The sequence below is a fragment of the Sphingomonas sp. Ell38C01 genome, assembly GCF_055231975.1.
This window is the reverse complement of the sequence record NZ_JBUYVA010000001.1, coordinates 1,080,737-1,102,498: the sequence shown is the minus strand read 5'-3', so window position 1 is coordinate 1,102,498 and position 21,762 is coordinate 1,080,737. Positions and strand designations below refer to the sequence as shown.

Genomic DNA, 21,762 nt, shown 5'->3' with positions numbered 1-21,762 from the left:
TGCCTACTTTATGAGAAAGTCCGCGCCGGTGCAAGTGGTATCGTGCCGAAGCGGGCACAAAGGCCGTGCTCGTGCGTCAGCCCACTTCGACCCGGGCGTACCGCGGCGACAGCAGGTGGATCACGCCCAGCCCGATCAGATACGCGCTCGCCGCCACCGCGAAGATCGGTGCGTAGCTCCCGAAATGATCGAGCACGAACCCAGCGTACTTCGCCATCAGCATCCCGCCGATCGCGCCCACCGTTCCCCCGATCCCGATCACCGAGGCGACCGCGCTGCGCGGGAAAAGGTCCGACGGCAGCGTGTAGAGGTTCGCGGAGAACGCCTGGTGCGCCGCGGTCGCGACGCCGATGACGAGGACGGCGAGCCAGAGGTTGTCGATCGACTGCGCGAAGAACACCGGCACCACCGCCAGCGCGCACAGCAGCATCGTCCCCTTGCGCGCCACCTGCACGCTGTACCCCGCCGCCATCAGCCGCGACGACAGCCACCCCCCGCCGACACTGCCCAGATCGGACAGCAGGTAGATCGCAACCAGCGGCGGCCCGAAGCTCGTCAGGTCCAGCCCATAGCGCTTGCCCAGATAGCCCGGCAGCCAGAACAGGAAGAACCACCAGATCGGGTCGATGCAGAACCGCCCCAGCGCATAGGCCCAGGTCTCGCGCTTGCCTGCGATCGCGCGCCACGGCAGCGGCGTCACCGGATCGGCCGGGTCCTGTTCGATCCACGCGATCTCCGCCGCGCTCGTCTTCGCGCGCTCGCGTGGCGCGCGGTACAGCGTCCACCACGCGATCAGCCACACGAACGCGACCGCGCCGGTCACGACGAAGGTGGTCCGCCAGCCATAGGCCGCGGTCAGCCACGGCACGATCAGCGGCGTCGCGATCGCCCCCACGTTCGCGCCGGCATTGAACACCCCGATCGCGAACGCCCGCTCGCGCGCCGGGAACCACTCGGTCACCGCCTTGATGCCCGCCGGAAAGTTTCCCGATTCGCCGATGCCCAGCGCGAACCGCGCCACCGCGAACTGGACGACCCCGCCCGCCAGCCCGTGCGCGATATGCGCCAACTGCCAGATTGTGAACGCGATCGCATAGCCCACCCGCGTGCCGACCCGGTCGATCACCCGCCCGAAGCAGATATATCCGATCGCATACGCCAGCGAGAAGAAGAAGATGACGTTGGAGAAGTCGGTCTCGGTCCACCCCATCTCGGCGGACAGCGTCGGCTTCAGGATGCCGATCATCTGCCGGTCGACATAGTTGATGACGGTCGCGGTGAAGAGCAGCGCGACGATCGTCCAGCGATAGCCTTTCGTGGGTTTCGGAACGGTGCTCACAGCGTCACGCCCCGCTTCCAGATCGCGATCTCGCGCTCGCCGTTGCGCTCGGCCGCCGTGGCGGCGCCCGAGGAAACGCTGCGGATCGTGTCGAGCAGCGCGTCCGCCGCGGCGTCGCTCCCCTCGACCAGCACCTGCCCCGCGTCGAAATCGATCCACCGCGCCTTGCGCGCCGCCAGCGCGCCGTTCGACGCGATCTTGATCGTCGGCACCGGGAAGCCCAGCGGCGTCCCCCGCCCCGTCGTGAACAGGATCGCGGTCGCGCCCGCCGCCGCCAGCGCGGTGCACGACACCGCATCGTTCCCCGGCGCCTCCAGCAAGGTCAACCCGGTCCGCCGAACCTGTTCGCCGTAGCCGCGCACATCGGTGACGATCGCGTGCCCCGCCTTCTGCACCGCGCCTAGCGACTTCTCCTCCAGCGTCGTGATCCCGCCCGCGATATTTCCCGGCGAGGGATTCTCCGACACCGGCTCGCCGTGATCGGTGAAATAGCGTTTGAAGTCGTTCACCATCGCGACGATGCCGTCGAAGACATCGTCGTCCGCGGCGCGCGCCATCAGCAATTGCTCCGCGCCGAAAACTTCAGGAATCTCGGTCAGCACCGCGGTGCCCCCCGCTTCGGTCACCGCGTCGCTCATCCGCCCGACCAGCGGGTTCGCGGTCAGCCCGGAGAACCCGTCCGACCCGCCGCACTTCACGCCCAGCACCAGCGCGGACAGCGGCACCTCTTCACGCACGGCACCGCCCGCCAGCGCGACCAGTTCGGCGACCTTCTCCAGCCCCTCGGCGACCTCGTCGTCCGCGAACTGCGCCGCGACAGTGCGGATCCGCGCGTGCACCGCGGGATCGATTGCCGCCATCAGCCGGTCGAGCTGGTTCGATTCGCATCCCAGCCCCACCAGCAGCACGCCACCCGCATTGGGGTGCGAGGCCAGCGCCGCCAGGATCGCGCGCGTCCCGTCCAGATCCTCGCCCAGCTGCGAACAGCCGAACGGATGCGTGAACGCGTGCACCCCGTCGACCCGCCCGGCGTGGAGCGCATCCGCGGCTTCCGCGATCCGCCGCGCGGTCCGCGCGACGCACCCCACGGTCGGCAGCACCCAGATCTCGTTGCGCGTCGCCACCCGCCCGTCCGCGCGGCGATAGCCCAGGAACCCCGCCGCCGGCTTCACGTCGGGCGCGACCGGGGCCGCGCTGCGCCGATACGCCCCGCTCGTCGCCAGCGCGGTGCGGACGTTATGGACGTGCACCCAGTCCCCCGGCACGATCGGCGCGGTCGCGACCCCGATCGGGAAGCCGAACTTCAGCACCGGCTCGCCCTGCATCACGGCACGCGTCGCGACCTTGTGGCCATAGGCGACCGTGTCGCGCAGCACGATCGTCCGTCCCTCCACCGTCACCTCCGCTCCCGCGGGCAGGTCGCGCAACGCGGTCGCGACTGCGTCGCGAGGATCGACCTGGAACAGATCGGGGGCGGTGGTAGCGGTATCGTCAACGAGCATGGGTCTGGTCCTGCTAGGGTCGGACAAGGATGTCTGGGGTGATCGCGGACAGGGTCGTACACCCCGTCAGCGCCATGGCAACGCGCATCTCCGCCTCGACGAGGCTGAGCATGTGCCGCACGCCGCGCTCGCCATCGGCCGCCAGTGCGAAGGCCCAGGCGCGCCCGAGCAGCACGCCCTGCGCGCCCAGCGCCAGCATCCTGACGACGTCGAGCCCGGTGCGCACCCCGCCATCCGCCAGCACCGTCATCCGGTCCCCCACCGCCGCGGCGATCGCGGGCAGCGCGGCGGCGGTCGAGGGCACGCCGTCCAGCTGCCGCCCGCCATGGTTGGAGACGACGAGGCCGTCCGCGCCCAGAGCCGCGGCCTCGCGAGCGTCGTCGGCGTCGAGGATGCCCTTGATGACGAGCGGGCCGTCCCACGTCTCGCGGATGAAGTCGAGGTCGCGCCACGTCACCGTCGGGTCGAAATTGCCCCGCATCCACGCGAAGAAATCCTCCAGCCCTGTACTCGGCCCCAGCACCGGCGCGACGTTGCCCAGCTGGTGCGGGCGTCCGTGCACGCCCACGTCCCACGCCCAGCGCGGCCGCTTCACCGCCTGCCACGCGCGCCGCAGCGCCCCTGCCCGCCCTGCCGATCCGGCGAGCCCGGAGCGATAGTCGCGATAGCGCGATCCCGGCACCGGCATGTCGACGGTGAAGACCAGCGCGGTGCACCCCGCCGCCTTCGCCTGCGCGATCAGCGCGCGCATGAACCCGCGGTCGCGGATCATGTAGAGCTGGAACCAGAACGGCGCGTCGCTTCCCGCACGCACCTCGTCGATCGGGCAGGCGGAGACGGTCGACAGGCAGAACGGCACCCCCGCCGCCGCCGCCGCGCGCGCCGCCTGCACCTCGCCGCGCCGGGCGTTCATTCCCGCCAGCCCGATCGGCGCGAGCGCGACCGGCATCGCCTGCCGCCGCCCGAACAGCTCGGTCGACAGGTCCAGCGTCGAAATGTCGCGCAGCACCCGCTGGCGCAGCGCGATCGCCTCCAGATCCGCAGTGTTCCGCCGCAGCGTCGTCTCCGCGTAGGACCCGCCATCGATATATTCGAACAGGAAATGCGGCAGCCGCCGCTTCGCGAGATCGCGGAAATCGAGCGTGGAGGCCGCGCGCATCATTGCAGGTTCACGAACGCGCCGCCGTCGACCAGCAGCGCCGCCCCGGTGACGTAGCGCGCCATGTCGGACGCCAGGAACACGACCGGCCCCGCCAGATCGTCGGGCGCGCCCAGCCGCCCCAGCGGGATCCGCGCCTCCATGTGCCGCCGCTTCTCGGGATCGGCGAGATCGTCCTTGTTGATGTCGGTCGCGATCGTCCCCGGCAGCACCGAATTGCAGCGGATCCCGTGCCGCCCCAGCGCGATCGCGGCGGACTGCATCAGCGAATGGACGCCCGCCTTGGTGGGCGTGTAATGCGTCTGATACTCGCCGCCGACGAGTGCGGAGATCGACGACACCGCGACGATCGCGCCGCCGTCCCCCTGCGCCACCATCCGGTTCGCCGCCGCCTGCACCATGTAGTATGCGCCGTGCAGGTTCACCCGCATCGTCCGCTCCAGCGTCTCCGCGGGCATGTCGAGAAACGCGTGGAACGGGCAGATCCCGGCGTTGCTGACGAACACGTCGACCCGCCCCAGCGCCGCCGCCGCACCGTCGACGAACGCGGTCGCGGTCGCGGCCTCCGCCACGTCGCCCGCGATCGCCACCGCGCGCCGGCCCAGCGCCGCGATCTCCGCGACCACGTCCGCGCCGTCGCCCAGATCGTTGATCGCGACGTCCGCCCCCGCACGCGCCGCGCCCAGCGCGATTGCGCGGCCGATCCCGTGCGCACCCCCGGTCACCAGCACCACCTTGCCGTCGAGCAATCCCACGTCTGTCATCCCCTCACCCCCGGCCCGACCAGCCCAGGTCGTGCCCGATCGCGTCCGCCGCGTCGCGCACCTCGCCCGTCAGCGTCGCCATGCGATCGTCGTCCATATACTGCGCCGCGCTCGATACGCTGATCGCGCCGACGATCCGCCCGCTCGCGTCGCGCACCGGGGCGGCGACGCAGCGGATCAGGTCCTCGTTCTCCTCAAGGTCGAACGCGTGCCCGCCCGCGACATAGCCCTGCATCCGCGCGCGCCACGTCGCCTGGTCGATCAGCGGCGCGCGCTCCGCATGCTCGGCGGCGAACAGCGCGTCCCACCGCGCCGGCGTGTCGTCGAGCAGCAGCGCCTTGCCCAGGCCGGTCGAGGTCAGCGGCTGGCGGTCGCCCACCCGGCTGCTGATCTCCACCCGCCGCCGGCCTGCGATCTTGTCGAGATACAGCGCGCGATCGCGGTCGAGCACGCCGATATGCACCGTATCCTCGGTCGCCGCCGCCAGCGCCTCCAGATGCGGGCGCGCGACCTGGACGATGTCGGTCTGCCGCTGCGCCGCGAACCCCAGTTCGAGCAGCTTGGGCCCGAAGTGATAACCGGTACGCGGCGTGAAGGTCAGGTAGCGCCGCTCGATCAGCGCAGTCGCCAACCGGTGCGCGGTCGACCGCGTCAGCCCCAGCCGCGCCGCGAGATCCGCCAGCGGCACCGGCCCGTCGACCACCGCCTCGATCACGTCGAGCCCGCGCAGCAGCGTCTGGCTCCCCGCCTGCACCTTCGCGGCGCCGGTGGCAGCGTCGGGAGAATCATCGTTTGACGAAGCATGTCTCATCTAATAATACGCTTTCCCATAATATGGAACCATCCGCAAGGCTGGCGGAATACAGGAGGGGTATCGTGCGGTCCCACATCGACAATGACTGTCCATACCAGATGATGGGACGGCGTCTCCACCGTTTCGCTCGCCGGGAAGCCGTCGCATGACGTTGTCGAAGATCCGCCACGTTCGCGCCTTCACCGTCCGCGGTGGCGGGGCCGACTATCACGATCAGGCCGCGGGCCACTGGATCGACGATCACATCGCCACCCCGATGAGCAAGTACCCGGACTATCGCCAGTCGCGGCAGAGCTTCGGCATCAACGTCCTGGGCACGCTGGTGGTCGAGATCGAGGCGGAGGACGGCACGATCGGCTTCGCGGTGACGACCGGCGGCGAGCCCGCCTGCTATATCGTCGAGAGACACCTCGCGCGCTTCCTGGAGGGTCGCAACCCGGCCGAGTACGAGAAGATCTGGGACCAGATGTATTTCTCGACGCAATATTACGGCCGCAAGGGTCTCGTCGTGAACGCGATCTCGGGCGTCGACCTCGCGCTGTGGGATCTGCTCGGCAAGCTGCGCGGCGAGCCCGTCCACCAGCTGCTCGGCGGTCCGGTCCGCGACGAGCTGCAATTCTACGCCACCGGCGCGCGGCCCGATATCGCGAAGGAGCTGGGTTTCATCGGCGGCAAGCTCCCGCTCCATCACGGCCCCGCCGAGGGGCTGGAGGGCTTCGCCAAGAACGTCGCGCTGCTCGCCGACATGCGCGAGAAATGCGGCCCCGACTTCTGGCTGATGTACGATTGCTGGATGGCGCTCGACGTCGACTATGCCACCCGCCTCGCGATCGCCTGCCACGAGCACGGCCTCAAATGGATCGAGGAAGCGATCAGCCCCGACGATTACTGGGGCTATGCGGAGCTCAAGCGCAACGTGCCCAAGGGCATGCTCGTCACCACCGGCGAGCACGAGGCGACGCGCTGGGGCTTCCGCATGCTGCTCGAGATGGACTGCTGCGACATCATCCAGCCCGATGTCGGCTGGTGCGGCGGCGTGACCGAGCTGCTCAAGATCTCCGCGCTGGCGGACGCGAAGGGCAAGCTGGTGATCCCGCACGGCTCGAGCGTCTACAGCTATCACTTCGTCATCACCCGCCACAACTCGCCTTTCGCCGAGTTCCTGATGATGCATCCCGGCCCGACCGAGGTGGTGCCGATGTTCGCCCCGCAGCTGCTCGGCGAGCCGGTGCCCGTGAACGGCCGCATCCGCGCGAGCGCGCTCGACAAGCCGGGCTTCGGCGTCGAGCTCAACCGCGACATCCCGCTCCACCGCCCCTACACGCACTGAGGACGCCCCCATGAAACTCTGCCGCCACGGCCCCGCGGGTGCCGAGAAACCCGGCCTCATCGACGCCGACGGCCGCATCCGCGACCTCTCCGCGCTGGTCCCCGACATCACCGTCGACGCGATCGAAGGGCTGGAGGGGCTCGACCCCGCCACGCTCCCGCTGGTCGAGGGAAGCCCACGCTACGGCGTCCCCGTCACCGGCATCTCGAAGATCGTCGCGATCGGGCTCAACTACCGCGACCACGCGATCGAATCGGGCCTCGCGATCCCGACCGAGCCGGTCATGTTCATGAAGGCGCTCTCCAGCCTTTCCGGCCCGGACGACGACGTGATGCTTCCGAAGGACTCGACCCATAGCGACTGGGAGGTCGAGCTGGGCGTCGTCATCGGCCGGACGTGCCGCCACGTCGCGCAGGAAGACGCGCTCGCTCACGTCGCCGGCTACGTCCTGTGCAACGACGTGTCCGAACGCTTCGACCAGAAGGAGCGCGGCAGCCAGTGGTCGAAGGGCAAGGGCCACGACACCTTCTGCCCGACCGGCCCGTGGCTCGTCACCCCCGACGAGATCGGCGACCCGCAGGACCTCGCCATGACGCTCGACGTCAATGGCCAGCGGATGCAGACCGGCAACACGAAGACGATGATCTTCGCGATCGACGAGCTGATTTCCTATGTCAGCCGCTACGTCACGCTCCACCCCGGCGACCTCATGATAACCGGCACGCCCCCCGGCGTCGGCGAGGGCAAGAAGCCGACCAAGATCTTCCTGAAGGCGGGCGACATGATGACGCTCGCGATCGACCGCCTCGGCACGCAGACGCAGCGCGTCGTCGCGTTCGACCTCGGGGCGCGCACATGACCTTGTGGTCCGGGCGGTTCGCGGGGCGGACCGCGATCGTCACCGGCGGCGCATCGGGGCTCGGCAAGGCGGTCGCCGCGCGGATCGTCGCGGAGGGTGGCCGCGTCGCGCTGTGGGACATGAACGCGGAGACGCTCGCCGCTGCGAAGACGGAGACAGGCGCGGCGCACAGCGTCGCGCTCGATGTGTCGGACCAGGTCGCGGTCGAGCGCGCCACCGCCGAAACGCTCGCCGCGCTCGGCACCGTCGATATCCTCGTCTGCTCGGCGGGGATCACGGGCGCGACCGTCCCCGTCCAGGACTTCCCTCTCGACAGCTGGCGGCGCGTGATCGACATCAACGTCAACGGGCTCTTCTACTGCAACCGCGCGGTCGTCCCGGCGATGCTCGCCAACGGCTATGGCCGGATCGTCAACGTCTCCTCGGTCGCGGGCAAGGAGGGCAACCCCAATGCCAGCGCCTATTCCGCCTCCAAGGCCGCGGTGATCGGCTTCACCAAGTCGCTCGGCAAGGAACTCGCCGGAAAGGGCGTGCTCGCCAACGCGATCACCCCCGCCACCTTCGAAAGCCCGATCCTCGACCAGCTCCCCCAGAGCCAGGTCGACTATATGCGCGGCAAGATCCCGATGGGCCGCCTCGGCGAGATCGAGGAATCCGCCGCGATGGTCTGCTTCATGGCCAGCGAGGAATGCAGCTTCACCACCGCCGCCACCTTCGACACCTCTGGAGGCCGCACCACGTTCTAATGGCGCATCCAGCTCCTCGCTCCCGTTCGCACTGAGCTTGTCGAAGTGCTGCCCTTCTTCTCGACGGGAGCAAGGAAAGACGGTGCTTCGACAAGCTCAGCACGAACGGGGCAAGCCGGATCGGCCAAGCAACTTCGCAACACCCCGCATCACCGGCAGAACCGGGAAGCCCCTAGAGAGAGGACCGACACCCTGACCGACCTGCCCTTCGTCGACGCGCACGTCCACTGGTGGCAGCTCGACCGGCTGTCCTACCCCTGGCTCACGCCCCCCTTCGCCGCCAACGGCCCCAATGGCGACGTCTCCGCGATCGCGCGCGACTACCTCCCGGCGGACCATCTCGCCGAGGCGAAGGGCTGGCGCATCGTCGGCGCGGTCCATGTCGAGGCGGGCGCAGACCCCGCACAGGCGGTCGCCGAAACCGACTGGGTGCAACACGCCGCCACGGAGCAAGGCCTCCCCGTCGCGATCGTCGCGCACGCCGCGCTCCACGCCCCCGATCTCGCCGCGACGCTCGCCGCCCACGCCGCGCGCCCCGCGGTCCGCGGCATCCGCCATATCGTCAACTGGCACCCCGACGCCGCACGCACCTACACCGCCCGCGACGTCACGCGGGACGACGCCTGGCAATGCGGCTTCGCGCAGCTCGCAGGCCACGGCCTGTCGTTCGATCTCCAATGCTACCCCGCGCAGATGCCCGCGCTCGCCGCGCTGTTCGAACGCCACCCGGACATTCCGGTGATCGTCAACCACGCCGGTATGGGCATCGACGGCGGCGCGGACTGGCACGCCGGCATGCGCGCGCTCGCCCGGCTGCCCCATGTCGCGGTCAAGCTCTCGGGCCTCGGCTTCGCGTTCCGCCCCGTCGAGACCGCCGCCGCGCGCGACCGCGTCCGCGCCGCGATCGACCTGTTCGGCGCCGACCGCGCGATGATGGCCAGCGACTTTCCCACCGATCGCCTCTTCGCCCCGTTCGACGCGACGCTGGAAATGCTCGCCGGTTCGGTCGCGGACCTGACGCACGCCGACCGCCGCGCGCTGTTCGCGGGCAACGCCAACCGCCTCTACCGCCTCGGGCTTGATCTTGGAGATACGCCGTGACCCCCAACCCGCTGACCGGCGTCGTCTATCACTGGCTCGGCGGGCTCGCCTCCGCCAGCTTCTACGTCCCCTATCGCGGCGTGAAGCGCTGGTCGTGGGAGATCTACTGGCTCACCGGCGGCATCGTCTCGTGGCTGGTCGCGCCGTGGCTGTTCGCGTCGCTGCGCACGGAGGACCTGCCCGGCGTCCTCGCCGCCGCGCCCACCTCCGCGATCGTCTGGCCGATCGTGTTCGGGATGCTGTGGGGCTTCGGCGGGCTCACCTATGGGCTCACGATGCGCTATCTCGGGCTGTCGCTCGGCATGGCGGTCGTGCTCGGACTGTGCACCGTGTTCGGCACGCTGATCCCGCCGATCTTCCAGGGCGATTTCGCCGCAAAGCTGCTCGACACCCCCAGCGGCAACATCGTCCTCCTCGGCCTCGCGATCACGCTCGCGGGGATCGTCGTCGTCGCCCTAGCCGGCGCACGCAAGGACGCCGCGCTGTCGCCCGCACAGAAGGCCGCCGCGATCGCCGAGTTCGACTTCCGCAAGGGGATCGGCGTCGCGGTCTTCTCGGGCGTCATGTCGTCCTGCTTCGCGTTCGGCCTCGCTGCGGGAGAGCCCGTCAAGGCGCTGTCCGCCACCGCGGGCACCGGGCCGTTATGGACCGGCCTCCCCGTCCTGTGCCTCGTCATGTTCGGCGGGCTGCTGACCAACGCCGCATGGTGTGCGATCCTGATCGTGCGCAACCGCAGCGCGGGCGAGTGGCTCGCACGCACCCCGTCCGCCGCGGGCGCGCCGCTCGCCGCCAACTTCGCGCTGTGCGCGCTCGCCGGGCTCGCCTGGTATTTCCAGTTCTTCTTCTACACGATGGGGGAGAGCCAGATGGGCCGGTTCGGCTTCTCGTCCTGGACGCTCCACATGGCGTCGATCATCATCTTCGGCACGCTCTGGGGCTTCGCGTTCCGCGAATGGCGCGATGCCGCGCCGAAGGTGCGCGCCACCGTCTGGTCCGGCGTCGCGCTGCTCGTGCTCGCCACCGTCGTCATCGGCTACGGCAACATGCGCGCGGCATGAGGATCGCCCCGCTCCTCGCCATCGCGCTCGCCGCCCCCGCCGCCCCGCGGCAAACGGGCCCCGCCGCGTCGCGCGAGGCGACCTACACCAACCCGATCCTGTTCGCCGACTATTCGGACCCGGACGTGATCCGCGTCGGCCGCGACTATTATCTCGTCGCCTCCAGCTTCCATTTCTCGCCCGGCATCCCGATCCTCCAATCGCGCGATCTCGTCCATTGGCGCATCCTGGGGCACGTCCTCCCGCGCCTGCCCTTCGCGCCGCAATACGACATGCCCGGCCCGCACACGCTGACCGACGCGATCTCGAAACCCGTCGGCGGCACGCGCTATGCCGGCGGCGTCTGGGCACCCTCGATCCGTCACCATGCCGGCCGCTTCTGGGTCTATTGGGCGACCCCCGACGAGGGCATCTTCATGGCCACCGCCACGCGCGCGGAAGGCCCGTGGACCGTCCCTGTCAAGGTGATCGACCAGCCGCTGCTCGAGGACCCCTGCCCCTTCTGGGACGACGACGGCACCGCCTGGCTCGTCCATTCGCGCCACGGCGCCGGCCCGCTGATCCTCCACCGCATGACGGCGGACGGCACCCGCGTGCTCGACGCCGGCACGACGATCGTCGAGGACAAGGCCAACCTGCCGATCCTCGAAGGCCCCAAGCTCTACAAGCAAGACGGCTGGTACTATATCCTCGCCCCCTTCGGCGGCGTCGAGAAGGGCGCGCAGGCGGCGCTGCGCGCGCGCGACATCCGCGGCCCATACGAACACCGCGTCGTCCTCCGCCAGGGCACTACCGCGCTCGAGGGGCCGCATCAGGGCGGCTGGATCGAGACGCCCTCCGGTCAGGGCTGGTTCGTCCACTTCAACTCGACCGGCGCGTTCGGCCGCATCACCTATCTCGAGCCGCTCCGCTGGGTCGACGGCTGGCCGCTGATCGGCGATCCGATCCCCGGCAGCACCGCGGGCCAGCCGGTCGCACGCCACGCCATGCCAGATACCGGGCCAGATACCGGGCCCGATACCGGCGCCGCGCCCGACACCCGCCGCCTGCAAGCCTCGGACGACTTCGCCAGCCCCCGCCTCGGCGTCCAGTGGGAATGGAACCACAACCCCGACGACCGCGCGTGGAGCCTCACGAAACGCCCCGGCTATCTCCGCCTGACCGCGCTCCCCGCCGACCACCTCGTCACCGCGCGCAACACGCTGACGCAGATCCTCCAGGGCCCCTCCTCGCGCATCACCGCGCGCCTCGACACGACGCGCATGGTCGATGGCCAGCGCGCCGGGCTCTCGCTGTTCGGGGTCCGCCCCAGCTGGATCGGCGTCGTCCGGCAGGGCACCGCGCGCCGCATCACCCTCGCCTCCGAAGGCGTCGAGACCCCCGGCCCCACGCTCACCGCGCGCACGCTCGACCTGCGTGCCGAGGTCACCCCGGACCAGCGCGTCCGCTATGCCTACAGCCTCGACGGCCGCACCTACCACGCGCTCGGCCAACCGATCCCGCTCGCGAAATTCTCGTGGTGGAAGGGCTCGCGCCCCGCGCTCTTCACCTTCACGCGCGCCGCCCCCGGCGGTTCGATCGACATCGACCACGTCCGCGTCGACACCCCCATCCCGCCGAAGGATTGACCCGATGGACCGACGCGCCTTCCTAGCCGGCACCGCCGCCTCCGCCGCCTCCGCCGCCGCCGCCGCCGCGTCGCTTCCGGCAACGACGGCCGCTGCGCCAGTCGCACCCGACGCCCCGACCTTCACGACCGCGAACCCGCGCTGGCAGGCCGCCTACGACAAGGCGCTCGCGGTCCTCGCCGGCAACGTCCGCGTCATGCCCTATGTCAGCAAGCCCGTGCTGATCGAGGGCGCGACCTATCAGGGCATCTGGCAGGAATGCGGGCCGCACGAGGCGCTCGTTTATCGCCACTGGCGCCCCGACGTGGCGCGCAATTCGCACACCACCTTCTTCGATCTGCAACGCGCCACCGGCCAGTTGCCCGCGAACAACAAGGTGACCGAGACCAGCTTCGGCCAGATCCAGATGGTCGTGCCGATCGCCGCCACCGCCTGGGAACTCGCGCGCGCGACGCAGGACGAGGCGCTGCTGGCGGACGCCTATCGCGCCTGCGCCGCGTGGGACGCGTGGCTCGTCCGCTACCGGAACACCCGCGGCACCGGGCTGGTCGAGGGATTCTGCACCTACGACACCGGCCACGACAACAGCCCGCGCTGGGCCGGCCTGCCCAACCAGTGCCCCAACAAGGACGCCGCCGCGCATCACCCCATCGCGTCGCTTCCCCGCCTCTGCCCCGATCTCTCCGCCACCGTCTTCGGCGCCCGCCGCGCGCTCGCGGCGATGGCGCGCGCGCTCGGCAAGACGGACGACGCCGCGCGCTGGGACGAGCGCGCCGGGGCGATCCGCGCGCTGATCCTCGCGCGCCTGTGGGACGAAGACACCGCCGCCTTCTACGATCGCGACGCGCAGGACCGGTTCGTCCGCGTTCGCGGCGACGTCATCACCCGCGTCGTCGGCGAGCATGTCGTCGACCAGGCGATGTTCGACCGGATCTGGGCGCGCCAGCTCGGCGATCCGCGCAAGTTCTGGGCGAAGGTCCCCCTGCCCTCGATCGCGCTCGACGATCCCCTGTTCGTCCGCCCGATTCCGCCCAACAGCTGGGGCGGCGCGGCACAGGCGCTCACCGCACTGCGCGCCGGACGCTGGTTCGATCACTATCGCCGCTCGGCACAGTTCGCGACGATGATGGACGCGTGGTGCGACGCCATCCAGCGCGATCCGTCGATGCGCCAGCAGCTCGATCCGCTCACCGGCGCGTTCACGCAGGCCGACCAGCCCGATTACTCCCCCACCGCACTGGTAATGATCGACTATACATGGCGCCTCGTCGGCGTCCGCGAGGACAACGACGCGCTCCACTGGACCGTCCGCCCGCACCATCCCGCCGCGCGCGCCACCCGCCTGACATGCCGCACCGGTGCCGGTCGCACCGCCGCGATGGCCTATACCCCCGACGGCGCGACGCTCTCGCTCGACGGCCGCGAGATCGCGCACGTCACCGGGGGCACCGTGCGCGTGACGACGGACGCGACCGGCACCCCCCGCTCGCTGCGCGGCGTCGACCTCGCCCGCCAGCACATCGTCCTGCACGTCCCCGGCCAACCAGCGCGCAGGATCGCGATCGCGGCCAACGAGGACGTCTCGATCTAACGCACTCGCCCCCTTCCCCTCCCCGTTCGTTTCGAGCGAGGTCGAGAAACGTGCCACAAGCGCTGCGCAACGTTTCCCGACTTGGCTCGAAGCAAGCGGACCGGGACGGAGCAAGCCCTACCCCGAATCCCGCTCCACCAGCACCGGTGCCATCACCACCGACGGCGCCGCCACCCCGCGCAGCCGCGCGAACAGCGCGTCGACCATCGCCCGCGCGCCGGTGACCAGATCCTGCCGGATCGTCGTCAGCCGCGGCACCGTCTGCTCGGCGAGCGGCAGGTCGTCGAACCCGATGACGGGAATATCCCCCGGCACCGCGATCGCGCGGTCCGCCAGCGCGCGCACGGTGCGCATCGCGATCACGTCGGAGGCCGCCGCGATCCCGTCGATCTCCCCGCGCACCGCATCGATATGCGCCGCGATCTCTGCGGGCATGATGTCCGACGCCAGATGCGTGTCGAGCTGGCGCGGCACCGCGACCCCCGCCGCCGCCGCCGCGTCGCACAGCCCGCGATAGCGCTCCGCGATCTCCAGCGTGCGCACCTCGCCCAGGAACGCCAGCCGCCGGCAGCCGCGTGCGATCAGCCGCTCGCCCGCCAGCCGCCCGCCCAGCCGGTTGTCGACCCCCACCGCGCAGTGGCGCTGCCCGTCGACATGGTCGCCCCACACTACCATCGGGCGATAGCGCGCCGCGACGCGCTCGATCGTGTCGAACTGGTCGGACTGGCCGATCATCAGCACCCCGTCGAGCATCCCCGAATCGACGATCCGCTCCAGCCAGTCCGCCGCGTCGGGAATGATCCGCGACAGCATCACGTCGTACCCCGCCTCGGTCAGCGCGTCCGCCAAATGCCCCAGGATCGCCATGAAGAACGGATCGGACAGGTGCTGGCGCCGCTCGTGCCCCAGCGGCACGACGATGCCGATCACGTTGGTGCGCTGCGTGCGCAGCCGGCTCGCCATCTGGTTGGGGCGGAAGCCGTGTTCGGCGGCCAGCGCCTGGATGCGCGCGCGCGTCTCGGCGTTGACGAGGTCGTTGCCCGCCAGCGCGCGCGATACGGTGCCCGCATGCACCCCGGCAAGCCGCGCCAGCTCCGCGATGGTGCGGACGCGGCGACCGGCAAAGGCATGGGGATCGGTCATCGCACCGCTATATCGTCCGCCGGAGGGGATGCGCGACGAAAAAAGCCGGGCGGGGTTGCAGCCCCGCCCACGCCCTGCCCGTCATCCCAGCGGAAGCCGGGATCCCGCGTCTGCTTTTCAAGGCGAGACAACGGGAGTCCCATGCCGCGGCAGTGACGGCGAGGGGACACCTCCTCAGAACCGATACCGGATCGACCCCGTCACGGTCCGGCCATAGACCGCGCTGTTCTGGAAGATCGCGGTCGATCCGATCGCGGTCTGCCCCGCGACCGGCACCAGACTCCCGCCGCCGCGATAGCCCAGCGTATCGAAGATGTTGTTCGCGTTCAGCCCCAGCTCGATATTGGGCGTCGGCCGCACCTTCACGAAGCCGTTGACGAACGTCGTGCCCTTGACGGTGTAGGTGTTGAAATCGTCCAGCGGCGTGCTCGTCTGCCCGCTGAAGCTCAGGCCGCCCGCGACCACGCCCGCATCGTAGGACGGCGAGACGAGGACGATGAACTTCGGCTGCCCGCCCGGCCGGTTGCCCACCAGCGCCGCGGTCGCGCTGCTGACGATCTTCGACTGGATATAGGTCGCGTCGACCGCGAGGCGGAAGTTGGACAGGTTGAACCGCCCGGTGAACTCCACGCCGTGCGAGCGATACCCGTTCGAGATGTTCGGATCGTTGTTCGGCGCGGGGTTGTTCACGCGGGTGAAGTCGAAATTGTTCTCGGTCAGCGTCGAGCGGAACCCGGTGACCTCGACCGAATAATTGCCCGCGCCGATATCGCCGCGCTGCTTCACGCCGATTTCCTGCTGGTTCAGATAGTTGATCGCGCTGCTCTGCCCCTGCGCGTTGAGCGACCCGTCCGCGTTGAAGTTGCCCCCGGTATAGACGCCCGCCGCCGACACGCTGCCCGACAGCGTCCGCCGGTCCGCGTTGAACCGCCCGCCGCGGCTGACGCGCCCGAACACGCTGGTCGCGCCGCTGAAGGCATAGAGCGCCCCCACCGACCAGCTGGTATAGCCCTTGCGATAGTCGATCCGCTCGATCGGCAACGCGCGCGGCAGCAGCGACGGCAGCGTTGCGGTGCCCAGCGCGTCGGTGACGGCCACGTTCGGGCCGGCCGCGCTCACCTGTGCGGTGCCCTCGCCCTTCACGCTGTCGTACCGAACGCTCGCGTCCAGCTCGAGCCCGGCGAGCGAATAGTTGACCGAGGCGAACGGCGCATCGTCGGTATAGCGCAGGTCGACGGTGCGTGCGCAGCACGTGCCGAAGCCGTTGTTGAACCCCGCCTGCCCGTTCGCGGTCAGCTGCGTGCCCGTCGTCGTGAACAGGTCCAGCGTCGCGGCGTTCTCGCCGTTCAGCTCGCTGTACTGGCGGTTGACGTGCCAGTCCTGGACGATGTTCTGGCTCATATGGAACCAGCCCGCGGTCGCGCGCACCCGGCCCGCGCCCAGGTCGAACTTGCCGCTCAGGCTCAGGTTGTTCGCGAAGCTGCCCATGTCGCGCATCACGGTGTTGATGTTCGGGTTCGTGTTCACATAGGTGCCGGTATAGGCCTGCCCCGCGAGCGGGCCGGAGGCATAGCGGATCGCGCCCACCACCGCGGCGGCGTTGGCGTTGGCGTTGATCCCGCGCGCGCTCGATCCGATCAGGCTCGCGGTCGGCGCGACGTTCATGAACTGCGTCGTGAAGTTGCCGCTCATGTCGGTATAGCGGATGCTGTCGTCGATCGTGATCGCGTCGCCCGCCTCGTAATGGAACTGGCCGCCGATCGACGTCACCTTCGGGTGAATCCCGTCGACTTCGGCATTGGCCAGCGTGCCCGCGTTGGTCAGGTACTGGAACTGGCGCTGGTAGATCGAATAGGTCGATCCGTCGCGCGCGTCGAACGTCGGCAGCGGCGAGAAGCCGGTCACCTTGCCGCCCTCGATCGTCGCGAGCGAGGGCATCGCCGAGTTGGTCGGCGCATGCTCGTCAAGCCGCTTGAAGTTCAGTCGGATAAAGCCCTTGCCGTTGGCGAAGTCCTTGGTGACGTTGCCCTTCACCTGATAGCCGCGCAGGATGTCGAACCGCTCGTTGCTCGGGCCGCCGCCGGTCCGGTAATAGCCGCCGACGTGGAATTTCCACCCGCCGCCCAGCGGCGCGCCGTAATCGCCGTCGACGCGCGTCTCGCGGAACCCGATGCCCTTCGACACCGCGACCGAGCCGCCCTCCTTGTCGCCGGTCTTCGACAGATAGTTGATGACCGCGCCCGGCGCCTGGCTCGCGAACGTTGACGAAGACCCGCCGCGCACCGCCTCGACGCGCTCGACATTCTGGTCGAAGCGGATCCAGTAGTCGTTGTTGCCGAACTGGATGTCGCCGAACAGCGTGACGGGCAGCCCGTCCTCCTGCAACGCGACATATTCCGACCCGCCGGTCGAGACGGGGATGCCGCGCACGCCGATGTTCGCGTTGCCGCCCGGCCCCGCGGTGTCCGACGGCTGGAGCCCCGGGATGCTGCGCAACACTTCGGCCTCGGAGCGCGGGGTGAAGTCCGCGATTGCCTCCTGGCTCACCTGCGAGACCGAGATCGAGCTGCGGAAGCGCGAGCGCTCGCCGCTCGTCGCGGTCACGACGATGTCGTCCGCGGGGGCCTCCTCGGCGATGGGCGCTTCCGCGACCGGGGCCGTCGTCGTCTGCGCGATCGCGGGCAGCGCAAATCCGGCCGCGACGAGCGCGATGGTCGAGACGCAGGACTGGAATACAACGCGCTTCATCAGGAACCTCCCCAGGAGTCGCGGCTCTTTGCGGCGCGCGAACAGGCTGTACATACGAATGTGCCAATCGATTGCAACGATTTTCTGCAAACGATTGCGATCGTTCGTTTCGCCATGACTTGCAGGCTATGGTCCGCACCGCCATGACGATGCGATGACCCCTGCCGACCCTGTGGCCGCCCAGCCGATCGAACTCCTCGTCGCGCGCGCCGAACGCAGCGCCGCGGACGATCGCGCGGCATGTGTCGCCGAGATCGAACCGCATGTGTTCGCCGCGCTCGCCGGGCGCGAGGGGCCACGGATCGCGCCGCTCCTCCGCCGCCTCACCGCCGCCTGCCCCGCCGCCCCGCGTGCGTGGTGGCTGCTCGGCATCGCACTCCACGACGCGCAGGACCACGAGGCCGCCGCCGAAGCGATGGCGCACGCCGCGAGGCTTGCCCCCCGCGACCCCCGCGCCCGCCTCGGCGACGCGCAGCTGCGCTACGAGACCGGCCGCCCCGCCGCCGCCGCCTTCGCCGCGGTTCATGCCGACGCCCCCGGCGACCCCGCGATCCTGCGCAACCTCGTCGGCGCACTCGCCGCCGAGGGCCGCGCGGACGAAGCCGAAGCCCTGCTGGACCGCACGCTCGCCGCCACTCCCGCCTGGATCGAAGGGCAGGTCCAGCTCGCCACGCTTCGCCGCACCGCCGGCGACGCCGTCGCCTTCGACCGCGGCTTCGCCCATGCGGTCGCCGCCGAGCCCGCCGACGCGCCGCTCCGCCTCGCCTGGTTCCACCTGCTCGCCAAGGCCAAGGCATGGGACCGCGCCGCCGCGGTGATCGACGCCACCGCGCGCGACCTCGGCGACCGCCCCGCATTTGCGATCGCGCGCCTCTTCCTCGCCAGCGAATCGGGTGCGAGTACAGACCCCGCGTTGTTCGCCGCGTTCACAGACTCCGCCGATCCCGGCCTGATCCTCGCCCGCATCCGCCACGCGCTGCGCCACGGTCGCGCCGACGAAGCCGCCGCGCTCGCCGAACGCCACGTCGCCGGCCCCGCCGCGATGACGCTCTGGCCCTATCTGTCGCTCGCGTGGCGCGTCCTCGGTGACCCGCGCGCGGCATGGCTCGACCGCGCCGACACGCTGGTCCGCAGCTACGACCTCGGCCTCTCCGCCGCCGGGCTGGCCGATCTCGCGACGTTGCTCCGCTCGCTCCATACGATGGCCGCACCCTATCTCGACCAGTCGGTCCGCGGCGGCACCCAGACGGACCGGCCGCTGCTGTTCCGCCACGACGCGATCATCGCACGCACCCGCGCCGCGATCCTCGACGCGGTCCGCGCCTATGTCGACGCGCTCCCGCCGCCGGAGCCTGGCCACCCGCTCCTCTCCGCCCCCCGCGCGGACCTGCGCTTCGCCGGCAGCTGGTCGGTGCGGCTGTCGGCGCAGGGCTTCCACGCCTGCCACACCCACCCCGCCGGGTGGATCAGCTCGGCCTGCCACGTCGCGCTGCCGGAGCCCATGGGCGCGCCGCCCGCCGGGTGGCTCCGGTTCGGCACGCCCCCGCCCGAGCTGAACCTCGCGCTCCCCGCCTGTCGCGCGGTCGAGCCGAAGGTCGGCCACCTCGTCCTCTTCCCCTCGACGCTTTGGCACGGCACCGCGCCCTTCGCGGACGGGGAGCGCCTCTCGATCGCGTTCGACATCGCCCGCCCGCGCTGGTGATCCCTGGATCAGCCCGCCGCGACCCGAACGACGAACGCCGCGCCGCCCTCCCCGTCTTCCAGCGCCAGCCCGCCGCCGCGCGCATCCAGCAACGAGGCCGCGATCGGCAGCCCCAGCCCGGTTCCGCCGCGCGTCCGGTGCGTCGTGAAGAACGGTTCGAAGATCCGCGCCCGGTCCCCCGCCGCGATGCCCGGCCCGTCGTCGCGCACGCGGATCGCGATGCCGCCCTCATCCGCCGCCGCCGCGATCGTCGCGGTCCGCGCCCCCGCCTGCGCGCTGTTCGCCAGCAGCGTCGCCAGCACCGCCTCCAGCGTCGCCGCGTCGATCCCCGCGATCAGCCCCGGCGCCACCGCGACCTCGACCGCGAATGCCGTTCCCCGCGCCGCGTCGGCCACGCGCAGCGCCACGTCGGCTACGTCCGCGCTGCCCCCGCGCCCTGCGCTCATGTCCGCGCGCGCCAGCTCCAGCAGCCGCGTGACGAGCAGCGCCAGCCGCCCCGCATCCGCGTCCGCATTGGCGAGGAAGCGGTGGCGCTCGGCCGCGCTCATCGTGTCGCCATGCTCGCCCAGCAGTTCGATCGCGCCGCGGATCCCGGCGAGCGGGGTTTTGAACTCGTGGCTCACCGCATGCGCGAAGTCGCGCAGGTAGCGCGATCGCCGCTCGATCGCCGCCGCCATCACGGCGAAGTCCTTATAAAGCCCCTGGATCTCGATCGCCGCGGTCGGCGGCACCGGGGGCACATCCCCCCGCCCGCTCGCCACCGCCCGCGTCGCCGCGCCCAGCGCCTCGATCGGCCGCGCGATCCCGCGCGACAACAGCCCGCTCAACACCACCAACGCACCGAGGATCAGCGCGACGCCCAGCGCGATCTTCCCCCGATCCGCATACAGCCCCTTGAACAACGCCCGCGCAGATCGCGACAGCAGCACCACGCCGACGACGCGCCCGTTCACCACGACCGGCCGCGCATGATGCACCCGGATCGCGGCCGCGCGCGACAGCCACTCGAACCGGTACACCGCCCGGTACGCCCCGTTGCGCCGCAGCACCGTCGCCGGCATTCCGCGCAGCGCAGCCGCTACCTCGGGCAACGCCGCATGTCCGCCGTCCACGCCCGTGCCGTCGCGGTCAAGCAGCAGGATCGCCGCCAGGGTCACTCTCTGCGTCTCGTCCACGATCCGCGCCATCCGCCCCGACGCCGCCCGCGCATCGGGCAGCATCGTCGCGACGACCGGCACGGGGCGCTCCGGCAGGATCGGCGTCGCGCTCAGGTCGATCCCGCTTTCCGGGGACGAAGGGCCATAGGGGTTTTCCGTCACGGCCACGGGCTCGACCGCTCGTCCCGGCCCGGCATCCGGCCACACTGTCGCCGCGGTCGCCGCCAGTGCGGCCCCCTGCGCGACCAGCTCCGCCTCGGTCTGCCGTACCAGCGTGTTCTCGTACACCCGCAGGAACACTGCGCCGACGCCCGGTAGCCCCGCGACCACGAACAGCGTCGCGAAAAGGATCGTCCGCAACCGCAGCCGCGGCCAGTGCCGCTTCGCCCACGCCTTCGCGCCCCCGATCACGGTTGCGATCACGTCCCCCGACACCCGCCGAGGCTGTAGCCGATCCCCGCGCGCGTCTCGATCAGGTCGCTGCCGCCTGCGCTCGCGAATTTGGCGCGCAGGTTGCGGATATGGCTGTCGATCGTCCGGTCGGTCACCGCAAAGCCCGGGCCGTGGAGCCGGTCGATGATCGCATCGCGCGAGAACACCTTGGCGGGCATCGACGCCAGCAGCCGCAGGATCTGGAACTCGGTGACGGTCAGTGCCACCTCGCCGTCGTCCCACAAGGCGCGCCACCCCTCGACGTCGAGCCGCAATCGCCCCTGCGCGATCGAGGCGGCGGCCATCGCGGGCGGCGGTGGCGCGGCGGCGCGGCGCAGGATCGCCATCACCCGCGCCACCACCTCGCGCGGCGAGAACGGCTTCACGACGTAATCGTCCGCGCCCAGCTCGATCCCCACCACCCGGTCGATCTCGTCGTCGCGGCTCGACAGGAACAGGATCGGCACGTCGCTGTCCGCGCGCACCCGGCGGCACACCTCCAGCCCGTCCATCCGCGGCATGTTGATGTCGAGGACGATCAGGTCGGGCCGCTGCGCTGCCGCCATCGCCAGCGCCGCCTCGCCGTCCGCCGCCTCGACCGTGCCCAGCCCCGCCTTGTCCAGCGCGAACACCAGCAGCTGGCGGATATGCGGATCGTCGTCGACGACAAGGATGGTGCGGGGCATCGG

General features: G+C 70.6%; 17 protein-coding genes. 8 read left to right on the top strand and 9 right to left on the bottom strand.

Going from position 1 to position 21,762, the window contains the following annotated elements:
• Nucleotides 1-76: 76 nt before the first annotated feature.
• From ACV7NO_RS05240 to ACV7NO_RS05220, 5 genes are read right to left on the bottom strand one after another with little or no spacing between them, the layout of a single operon-like run.
• On the bottom strand, nucleotides 77-1,339 hold the full coding sequence (locus tag ACV7NO_RS05240) for an MFS transporter (RefSeq protein ID WP_463404963.1): 1,263 nt from the start codon (nucleotides 1,337-1,339) through the stop codon (nucleotides 77-79).
• The gene (locus tag ACV7NO_RS05235) at nucleotides 1,336-2,841 is read right to left on the bottom strand and encodes a UxaA family hydrolase (RefSeq protein WP_463404962.1); all 1,506 of its coding nucleotides are present in this window, start codon (nucleotides 2,839-2,841) and stop codon (nucleotides 1,336-1,338) included. The genes ACV7NO_RS05240 and ACV7NO_RS05235 overlap by 4 nt, the downstream gene beginning before the upstream one ends.
• 13 nt (nucleotides 2,842-2,854) lie before the next feature.
• Complete coding sequence (gene lldD / locus ACV7NO_RS05230; protein WP_463404961.1) at nucleotides 2,855-4,000, bottom strand: FMN-dependent L-lactate dehydrogenase LldD; 1,146 nt, start codon at nucleotides 3,998-4,000, stop codon at nucleotides 2,855-2,857.
• Entirely contained in the window at nucleotides 4,000-4,755 is a 756-nt protein-coding gene (locus ACV7NO_RS05225) for an SDR family NAD(P)-dependent oxidoreductase (protein ID WP_463407282.1), read from the bottom strand. Before ACV7NO_RS05225 ends, lldD begins: the two co-directional genes overlap by 1 nt.
• A gap of 13 nt (nucleotides 4,756-4,768) precedes the next feature.
• Nucleotides 4,769-5,575 (bottom strand): IclR family transcriptional regulator, encoded by an 807-nt coding sequence (locus tag ACV7NO_RS05220; RefSeq protein WP_463404960.1) that lies wholly within the window; start codon nucleotides 5,573-5,575, stop codon nucleotides 4,769-4,771.
• 148 nt (nucleotides 5,576-5,723) lie between these two features.
• Here ACV7NO_RS05220 and rhmD point away from each other — a divergent pair, with 148 nt between their 5' ends.
• From rhmD to ACV7NO_RS05185, 7 genes are all read left to right on the top strand, one after another.
• On the top strand, nucleotides 5,724-6,908 hold the full coding sequence (gene rhmD, locus ACV7NO_RS05215) for an L-rhamnonate dehydratase (RefSeq protein WP_463404959.1): 1,185 nt from the start codon (nucleotides 5,724-5,726) through the stop codon (nucleotides 6,906-6,908).
• A gap of 10 nt (nucleotides 6,909-6,918) precedes the next feature.
• A complete protein-coding gene (locus ACV7NO_RS05210; RefSeq protein ID WP_463404958.1) occupies nucleotides 6,919-7,767 on the top strand; it encodes a 2,4-didehydro-3-deoxy-L-rhamnonate hydrolase in 849 nt (282 codons plus the stop codon).
• On the top strand, nucleotides 7,764-8,513 hold the full coding sequence (locus tag ACV7NO_RS05205; RefSeq protein WP_463404957.1) for an SDR family NAD(P)-dependent oxidoreductase: 750 nt from the start codon (nucleotides 7,764-7,766) through the stop codon (nucleotides 8,511-8,513). The genes ACV7NO_RS05210 and ACV7NO_RS05205 overlap by 4 nt, the downstream gene beginning before the upstream one ends.
• 192 nt (nucleotides 8,514-8,705) lie before the next feature.
• Nucleotides 8,706-9,614, top strand: a complete 909-nt coding sequence (locus tag ACV7NO_RS05200; RefSeq protein WP_463407281.1) for an amidohydrolase family protein — start codon at nucleotides 8,706-8,708, stop codon at nucleotides 9,612-9,614.
• Nucleotides 9,611-10,672: an L-rhamnose/proton symporter RhaT gene (rhaT, locus tag ACV7NO_RS05195; protein ID WP_463404956.1), complete on the top strand. Its 1,062-nt coding sequence runs from the start codon at nucleotides 9,611-9,613 to the stop codon at nucleotides 10,670-10,672. The genes ACV7NO_RS05200 and rhaT overlap by 4 nt, the downstream gene beginning before the upstream one ends.
• Nucleotides 10,669-12,300, top strand: coding sequence for a glycoside hydrolase family 43 protein (locus ACV7NO_RS05190; RefSeq protein ID WP_463404955.1), 1,632 nt, complete (start codon nucleotides 10,669-10,671; stop codon nucleotides 12,298-12,300). Before rhaT ends, ACV7NO_RS05190 begins: the two co-directional genes overlap by 4 nt.
• Nucleotides 12,301-12,304: 4 nt before the next feature.
• Nucleotides 12,305-13,891 (top strand): MGH1-like glycoside hydrolase domain-containing protein, encoded by a 1,587-nt coding sequence (locus tag ACV7NO_RS05185; RefSeq protein WP_463404954.1) that lies wholly within the window; start codon nucleotides 12,305-12,307, stop codon nucleotides 13,889-13,891.
• A gap of 117 nt (nucleotides 13,892-14,008) precedes the next feature.
• Here ACV7NO_RS05185 and ACV7NO_RS05180 read toward each other — a convergent pair whose 3' ends face one another.
• Both ACV7NO_RS05180 and ACV7NO_RS05175 read right to left on the bottom strand, forming a co-directional pair.
• Entirely contained in the window at nucleotides 14,009-15,034 is a 1,026-nt protein-coding gene (locus ACV7NO_RS05180) for a LacI family DNA-binding transcriptional regulator (protein ID WP_463404953.1), read from the bottom strand.
• A gap of 174 nt (nucleotides 15,035-15,208) precedes the next feature.
• Nucleotides 15,209-17,782 carry a TonB-dependent receptor domain-containing protein gene (locus ACV7NO_RS05175; RefSeq protein WP_463404952.1) on the bottom strand — a complete coding sequence of 858 codons (2,574 nt, stop codon included), beginning with the start codon at nucleotides 17,780-17,782 and terminating at the stop codon, nucleotides 15,209-15,211.
• 154 nt (nucleotides 17,783-17,936) lie between these two features.
• Between ACV7NO_RS05175 and ACV7NO_RS05170 the strand changes: the two genes are divergently transcribed.
• Nucleotides 17,937-19,484 (top strand): putative 2OG-Fe(II) oxygenase, encoded by a 1,548-nt coding sequence (locus tag ACV7NO_RS05170; RefSeq protein ID WP_463404951.1) that lies wholly within the window; start codon nucleotides 17,937-17,939, stop codon nucleotides 19,482-19,484.
• A gap of 8 nt (nucleotides 19,485-19,492) precedes the next feature.
• On the opposite strand, the gene ACV7NO_RS05165 is transcribed toward ACV7NO_RS05170, so the two are convergent.
• Nucleotides 19,493-21,064 carry a sensor histidine kinase gene (locus ACV7NO_RS05165; RefSeq protein WP_463404950.1) on the bottom strand — a complete coding sequence of 524 codons (1,572 nt, stop codon included), beginning with the start codon at nucleotides 21,062-21,064 and terminating at the stop codon, nucleotides 19,493-19,495.
• Nucleotides 21,061-21,759, bottom strand: a complete 699-nt coding sequence (locus ACV7NO_RS05160) for a response regulator transcription factor (protein ID WP_463404949.1) — start codon at nucleotides 21,757-21,759, stop codon at nucleotides 21,061-21,063. The genes ACV7NO_RS05165 and ACV7NO_RS05160 overlap by 4 nt, the downstream gene beginning before the upstream one ends.
• Nucleotides 21,760-21,762: the final 3 nt, after the last annotated feature.

Bases quoted from the DNA above. Each gene is read 5' to 3' on its own strand.
- ACV7NO_RS05235 (WP_463404962.1), bottom strand. From the start codon at position 2,841: ATGCTCGTTGACGATACCGCTACCACCGCCCCCGATCTGTTCCAGGTC.
- lldD (WP_463404961.1), bottom strand. From the start codon at position 4,000: ATGCGCGCGGCCTCCACGCTCGATTTCCGCGATCTCGCGAAGCGGCGG.
- ACV7NO_RS05220 (WP_463404960.1), bottom strand. From the start codon at position 5,575: ATGAGACATGCTTCGTCAAACGATGATTCTCCCGACGCTGCCACCGGC.
- rhmD (WP_463404959.1), top strand. From the start codon at position 5,724: ATGACGTTGTCGAAGATCCGCCACGTTCGCGCCTTCACCGTCCGCGGT.
- ACV7NO_RS05210 (WP_463404958.1), top strand. From the start codon at position 6,919: ATGAAACTCTGCCGCCACGGCCCCGCGGGTGCCGAGAAACCCGGCCTC.
- ACV7NO_RS05205 (WP_463404957.1), top strand. From the start codon at position 7,764: ATGACCTTGTGGTCCGGGCGGTTCGCGGGGCGGACCGCGATCGTCACC.
- ACV7NO_RS05190 (WP_463404955.1), top strand. From the start codon at position 10,669: ATGAGGATCGCCCCGCTCCTCGCCATCGCGCTCGCCGCCCCCGCCGCC.
- ACV7NO_RS05185 (WP_463404954.1), top strand. From the start codon at position 12,305: ATGGACCGACGCGCCTTCCTAGCCGGCACCGCCGCCTCCGCCGCCTCC.
- ACV7NO_RS05180 (WP_463404953.1), bottom strand. From the start codon at position 15,034: ATGACCGATCCCCATGCCTTTGCCGGTCGCCGCGTCCGCACCATCGCG.
- ACV7NO_RS05175 (WP_463404952.1), bottom strand. From the start codon at position 17,782: ATGAAGCGCGTTGTATTCCAGTCCTGCGTCTCGACCATCGCGCTCGTC.
- ACV7NO_RS05170 (WP_463404951.1), top strand. From the start codon at position 17,937: ATGACCCCTGCCGACCCTGTGGCCGCCCAGCCGATCGAACTCCTCGTC.
- ACV7NO_RS05160 (WP_463404949.1), bottom strand. From the start codon at position 21,759: ATGCCCCGCACCATCCTTGTCGTCGACGACGATCCGCATATCCGCCAG.